The sequence below is a fragment of the Streptomyces sp. NPDC006283 genome, assembly GCF_040613325.1.
Lineage (GTDB): Bacteria > Actinomycetota > Actinomycetes > Streptomycetales > Streptomycetaceae > Streptomyces.
This window is the reverse complement of record NZ_JBEXRZ010000022.1, coordinates 46,250-52,297: the sequence shown is the minus strand read 5'-3', so window position 1 is coordinate 52,297 and position 6,048 is coordinate 46,250. Positions and strand designations below refer to the sequence as shown.

Sequence of the window (6,048 nt, the reverse complement as noted above, 5' to 3'; positions counted from 1 at the left end):
GACTGGTAGCGGTAGTCGGGGTCCTTGACCAGGGCCTTCAACACGATCGCGTCCATCTCGGGCGTGATCTCGGGGTCGAAGTTGCTGGGCGGCTGAGGCTCTTCGCGCACGTGCTGGTAGGCCACCGCAACCGGGGAGTCGCCCACGAACGGGGGACGCACGGTGAGGAGCTCGTAGAGCAGGCAGCCGGTGGAGTAGAGGTCGGAGCGCGCGTCGACCTGCTCGCCCTTGGCCTGCTCCGGGGAGAGGTACTGGGCGGTGCCGATGACGGCCGCGGTCTGCGTCATGGTCATGCCCGAGTCGCCCATGGCGCGGGCGATGCCGAAGTCCATGACCTTGACCTGGCCGGTACGCGTCAGCATGACGTTCGCCGGCTTGATGTCGCGGTGGACGATCCCGGCGCGGTGCGAGTACTCGAGCGCCTGCAGGATGCCCACGGTCATCTCGAGCGTGCGCTCCGGCAGCAGCTTGCGGCCGGAGTGCAGCAGCTCACGCAGCGTGGAGCCGTCCACGTACTCCATGACGATGTACGGGATCGAGACACCGGCCCCGGCGCCCGAGGCGTTGTCGTACACCATGTCTTCGCCGGTGTCGTAGACAGCGACGATCGCCGGGTGATTGAGCGAGGCGGCCGACTGGGCCTCACGGCGGAACCGGGCCTGGAAGGACGGGTCGCGGGCGAGGTCGGCCCGCAGCGTCTTCACGGCGACAGTGCGGCCGAGCCGGGTGTCGTGGGCGAGGTAGACCTCGGCCATGCCACCACGGCCGAGCACCGAGCCCAGTTCATACCGGCCGCCGAGGCGACGCGGCTCTTCCATAACTGTTCCAGCCCTCTCCGTCAGTCCCGACCGCACCCGTGTGTGGTCCTCCGGTGTGCTGTTCGCGCAAAGGCTACCGGGCACGCCCTACTTGATCCGCCCGCAAGCGGCAGCTGATACCCGACCGGTATCGCAATGTGCAGGTATGAAGGTCGGGCGTGATCTACGTCACTGCTTGTCGTTGAGTACGGCCTGCATCACGGCCTTCGCGATCGGGGCGGCCAGGCCGCCGCCGGAGATGTCGTCACGGCGGGCGTTGCTGTCCTCGACCACGACCGCGACGGCGACCGGCGAACCGTTGTCGTCCTTGGCGTACGAGATGAACCAGGCGTACGGGTTCTTGCTGTTGTTCTCGCCGTGCTGGGCCGTGCCGGTCTTGCCGCCGACCTCGACACCCGGGATCGCCGCGTTGCCGCCGGTGCCGTTCTCGACGACGTTCTCCATCATCTGCTGGACCAGCTGGGCGTTCTCCTGGCTGAGCGGCCGGCTCATCTCCTCCGGCTCGGTCTTCTCGATCACGTCCAGGTTGGGTGCTTCCAGCTGGTCGATCATGTACGGCTTCATCAGCTTGCCGTCGTTGGCGATCGCCGCCGTGACCATGGCCATCTGGAGAGGGGTGGTGGCGGTGTTGAACTGGCCGATCGACGACAGTGCGTTGCCGGGCCGGTCCATCTTCTTGTCGTAGACGGAGGCGGCTGCGCGGACCGGGGTGTCGATCTCGGGGTTGTTGAAGCCGAACTTCTCCGCGGTCTCCAGCATCTTGTCGCGGGTGACCGTGTCACCGAGCTTCGCGAAGACGGAGTTGCAGGAGACCTCGAGCGCCTTGTTGAGGCTGGCGTTCTCGCACCCGTTCGCGTGGTTGATCATCGGGGTGGTGGTGTTCGGCAGGATGTACGGCTCGGGGGTGTCCGTGGCGGCGTTGATGTCGTCGACCGCCCCGTGCTCGAGAGCCGCCGCGGCGGTGAGCACCTTGAACGTGGAGCCGGGCGGGTACGTCTCGCGCAGCGCACGGTTCAGCATCGGCTTGTCCGGGTCCTTGCCGAGCGCGACCCACGCCTTCTCGTCGTCCTTCAGCCGGCCGGCGAAGGACGAGGGGTCGTACGACGGGGTGGACGCCAGGGCGAGGATCTTGCCGGTCTTCGGGTCGATCGCCGCGACGGCGCCCTTCTTGTCGCCGAGGCCCTCGAAGGCGGCCTTCTGGGCCTTGCCGTTGAGGGTGGTGACGACGTTGCCGCCCTTCTTCTTGTCGCCCGTGAACATCGCCATCGTGCGGTCGAAGAAGAGCTGGTCGGAATTGCCGGTGAGGATGCCGTCCTCGAGCTTCTCGATCTGGTTGGCGCCGAAGACCTGCGAGGCGTAACCGGTCACCGGAGCCCACAGGGGCCCGTCGGTGTAGGTCCGCTTGTACTTGTAGTACGTGTCCTTGGTCTCGGCCGAGCCGGTGATCGCCTTGCCGTCGACGACGATGTTGCCGCGCTCGTAGGCGTAGCGCTCGATCTCCACGCGCTTGTTGAGCTTGTGCGTGTTCAGCTCGTCGGCCCGGACGTACTGGAGCCAGTTGTCCCGGAGCAGCAGGGCGAGCACGAGCAGCCCGCAGAAGATCGCGATCCGGCGCAGGGGCTTGTTCACGGTCGGACCACCTGGGTCATCTCGGCGTCGGGTGAAGGTGCGGGCGCGGGCGCCGGGCGGCGTGCGGTGTCGCTGATCCGCAGCAGGATGCCGATCAGCGCCCAGTTGGCGATCACGGACGAACCACCGGCCGCGAGGAACGGCATCGTCATACCGGTCAGCGGGATGAGGCCCATCACACCGCCGGCGACGACGAACACCTGGAGCGCGAAGGCGCCGGACAGGCCGATCGCCAGCAGCTTGCCGAACGGGTCACGCGCCGCCAGCGCGGTGCGCACACCGCGCTCGATGATCAGACCGTAGAGCAGCAGGAAGGCCATCACGCCGGCCAGCCCCAGCTCCTCGCCGACGGTGGCGAAGATGAAGTCCGAGTTGGCGGCGAAGGCGATGAGGTCGGAGTTGCCCTGGCCCCAGCCCGTGCCGAGCGTGCCTCCGGCGCCGAACGACATCAGCACCTGCGTCATCTGGTCGCAGGCGTAGACCATGTTGGAACCCTCGGGAGCCGTCTCCAGGCATCCGAACGGGTCGAGCCAGGCGGCCACACGGGACTGGACGTGACTCGCGAACTGCGACACGACGACCGCGCCGCCGACGGACATCAGCAGACCCATGACGATCCAGCTGGTCCGCTCGGTGGCCACGTACAGCATGACCACGAACATGCCGAAGAAGAGCAGCGAGGTACCGAGGTCGTTCTCGAAGATCAGAATGAGCAGGCTCACGGCCCAGATCGTCAGGATCGGACCGAGGTCGCGTCCGCGCGGCAGGTACAGGCCCATGAAGCGCCGGCTGGCGAGCGCGAGGGCATCGCGCTTGACCATGAGGTACCCGGAGAAGAAGACCGCGATGATGATCTTCGCGAACTCGCCGGGCTGGATGGAGAATCCCCCGACCCTGATCCAGATCTTGGCACCGAAGACCGGCATTCCGAGGCCCGGGACCAGCGGCAGCAGCAGCAGAACGATGGACGCCGCCATCGAGATGTACGTGAACCGCTGGAGGATGCGGTGGTCCTTCAGGATCAGCAGCACACCCACCAGCAGCGCGATGCCGAGCGCCGAGTACATCAGCTGGTTCGTGGCCTGCGGCGCGAAGTCGCTGCGCGCCAGCAGGCGGGGCGACTGGTCCAGCCGCCAGATCAGCACCAGCCCGAGGCCGTTCAGCAGCGTCGCCAGCGGCAGCAGCAGCGGATCGGCGTACTTGGCGAACCGGCGGACCACGATGTGTGCCACGCCTGCGAGCAGGCCGAGACCGAGCCCGTAACCAAGGACACCCGCGGGCAGTTCGCCGTCGAGGGCGAGCCCCACGTTGATGTACGCGAAGACGGGGATGGCGACAGCGAAGGCGAGGAGCATCAGCTCCGTGTTCCGCCGGCTCGGCGCGTCGATCGCGCCGATCGTGGTCGTGTTGGTGACAACGCTCATGTGGAGAAGGCCCCCTACGGACTATTACTGCTTGCCGCAGTTCGAGGCCAGCTTCTGCTCCTCCTCCGAGAGGGTGGGACCCGGGGAGGGAGAGGCTGCGGTCGGCTTGGTCTTTTCGCCCTGGGTGGTGGGCGTGCCGGCGGTGCCGCCGGCCTCGCCCTCGCCCGGGGGCGGGGTGCTCGCGCGATCCGCCGCCTCGCGGCGCTGCTCGTCCTTCTTGCAGGCGCCGGCCTGCTTGGCGAGCTCTTCGATCTTGGCGCGGGCCTTGCCGAGGCTGTCCTCGGTGATCGTCGCCTCGACCTGCTTGCGCTGGTAGGGCGGGAGGTACTTGAGTTCGATCTCGGGGTGGTCCTTCTCGACATCCGAGAGCGAGACCCAGCCGAGGTCCTGGCTGATGCCTCTGTACAGCGCCACGTGCTCGTCCTGCGAGCCGACGTAGTACTGGGTCTGGGTCCAGCGGTAACCGCCGTACAGACCGCCGCCGACGACCGCCAGGGCGAGAACGGTGTAGAACGAGCGCTTCAGCCACTTGCGGCCGCCGCCGCGCTTGACGAAGTCGTCGTCGGTGTACGCGCCGAAGCTGCCCTCGGGCGGCATGCCGCCGTAGCCGGGGTCGCCGGAGCCGGGCGGGCCGAAGCTGCCGTTCGGCGCCGGCGGCGCGGACGGGCGGCCGAGGCCCGCGGCGCGGCCGGCCGGGGTCTGCATGGCACCGCCGTCGTTCAGCTGGTGCTGGTTCTCGGCGACCGCGCCGACGACGACCGGGGTGTCGCTGAGCTGCCCTGCCAGGGTGTCGCCCGAGTCGGTGTCGAGGACGTCGGCGACGATGCACGTGATGTTGTCGGGGCCGCCGCCGCGCAGCGCGAGCTGGATCAGATCCTGCACGGTCTCCTGCGGGCCCTGGTAGCTGGCGAGCGTCTCCTCCATGGTCTGGTGGGAGACGACGCCGGACAGGCCGTCGGAGCAGATCAGATAGCGGTCACCGGCGCGGACCTCACGGATGGAGAGATCGGGCTCGACGTGGTCGCCGCTGCCCAGCGCGCGCATCAGCAGCGAGCGCTGCGGATGGGTCGTGGCCTCTTCCTCGGTGATCCGGCCCTCGTCGACGAGCCGCTGCACCCAGGTGTGGTCCTGCGTGATCTGGGTCAGCACGCCGTCGCGGAGCAGGTAGGCGCGCGAGTCGCCGACGTGCACCAGGCCGAGCCGCTGACCGGTCCACAGCAGGGCGGTGAGCGTCGTGCCCATGCCCTCGAGCTGGGGGTCCTCCTCGACCATCATCCGAAGCTGGTCGTTGGCGCGCTGCACCGCGGTGCCGAGCGAGGTGAGGATGTCGGAGCCGGGCACGTCGTCGTCGAGCGTGACGAGTGTGGAGATGACCTCGGAAGAGGCGACCTCACCGGCGGCCTGGCCGCCCATGCCGTCGGCGATGGCCAGAAGGCGGGGGCCGGCGTAACCGGAGTCCTCGTTGCCCTCCCGGATCATGCCCTTGTGCGATCCGGCGGCGAAACGCAGAGAGAGACTCATACGCACCTCGCCCGTCGGCTCGCCGCTCGACTGTCGCGCCAGCCGGTCTCGAGCCACACTGCCCACCCTCCGGTCGGGAGCCGGTGCGGGTCGCCTGTGGGGACCGCCGCGGCTCGCTCGCTCCGCTCGCTCATTGTCGTACTACTTCCGCAGCTCGATGACGGTCTTGCCGATGCGGATCGGCGCGCCCAGCGGAATCGGTGTCGGGGTGGTGAGTCGGGTCCGGTCGAGATACGTGCCGTTGGTGGACCCGAGATCCTCGACGATCCACTGGCCGTCACGGTCCGGGTAGATCCTGGCATGCCTGCTGGACGCGTAGTCGTCGTCCAGCACGATCGTGGAGTCGTGCGCCCGGCCCAGGGTGATGGTCTGGCCCTGGAGGGCGACGGTCGTGCCCGTGAGTGTGCCCTCGGACACGACCAGTTTCGTCGGCGCTCCGCGGCGCTGGCGGCCGCCCGCCTGCTGGCGCTGCTGCGGCGGCGCGGTGTTCTGACGCGCCTGCTGGGGACGCTGGTCGGCGCCACGGCGTGAGCCGCGCTGCGTCACCCGCGTACCGAACAGATCGCTGCGGATGACCTGGACGGCCACGATGACGAACAGCCACAGAACAGCCAGGAAACCTAGCCGCATGACCGTCAGGGTCAGCTCTGACATTG

At 68.4% G+C, this 6,048-nt stretch carries 5 protein-coding genes; all 5 read right to left on the bottom strand.

Going from position 1 to position 6,048, the window contains the following annotated elements; translation table 11 throughout:
- The coding region (gene pknB / locus ABZ070_RS07745) for a Stk1 family PASTA domain-containing Ser/Thr kinase (RefSeq protein ID WP_356631048.1) at window positions 1-818 on the bottom strand (818 nt) is incomplete at its 3' end.
- 168 nt (window positions 819-986) lie between these two features.
- Entirely contained in the window at window positions 987-2,447 is a 1,461-nt protein-coding gene (locus ABZ070_RS07740) for a penicillin-binding transpeptidase domain-containing protein (RefSeq protein ID WP_356631046.1), read from the bottom strand.
- Window positions 2,444-3,871, bottom strand: coding sequence for an FtsW/RodA/SpoVE family cell cycle protein (locus ABZ070_RS07735; protein ID WP_356631044.1), 1,428 nt, complete (start codon window positions 3,869-3,871; stop codon window positions 2,444-2,446). Before ABZ070_RS07735 ends, ABZ070_RS07740 begins: the two co-directional genes overlap by 4 nt.
- 24 nt (window positions 3,872-3,895) lie before the next feature.
- Complete coding sequence (locus ABZ070_RS07730) at window positions 3,896-5,392, bottom strand: Stp1/IreP family PP2C-type Ser/Thr phosphatase (RefSeq protein WP_356631043.1); 1,497 nt, start codon at window positions 5,390-5,392, stop codon at window positions 3,896-3,898.
- A 141-nt stretch (window positions 5,393-5,533) separates the two neighbouring features.
- Window positions 5,534-6,046 (bottom strand): FHA domain-containing protein, encoded by a 513-nt coding sequence (locus ABZ070_RS07725; RefSeq protein WP_356631041.1) that lies wholly within the window; start codon window positions 6,044-6,046, stop codon window positions 5,534-5,536.
- Window positions 6,047-6,048: the final 2 nt, after the last annotated feature.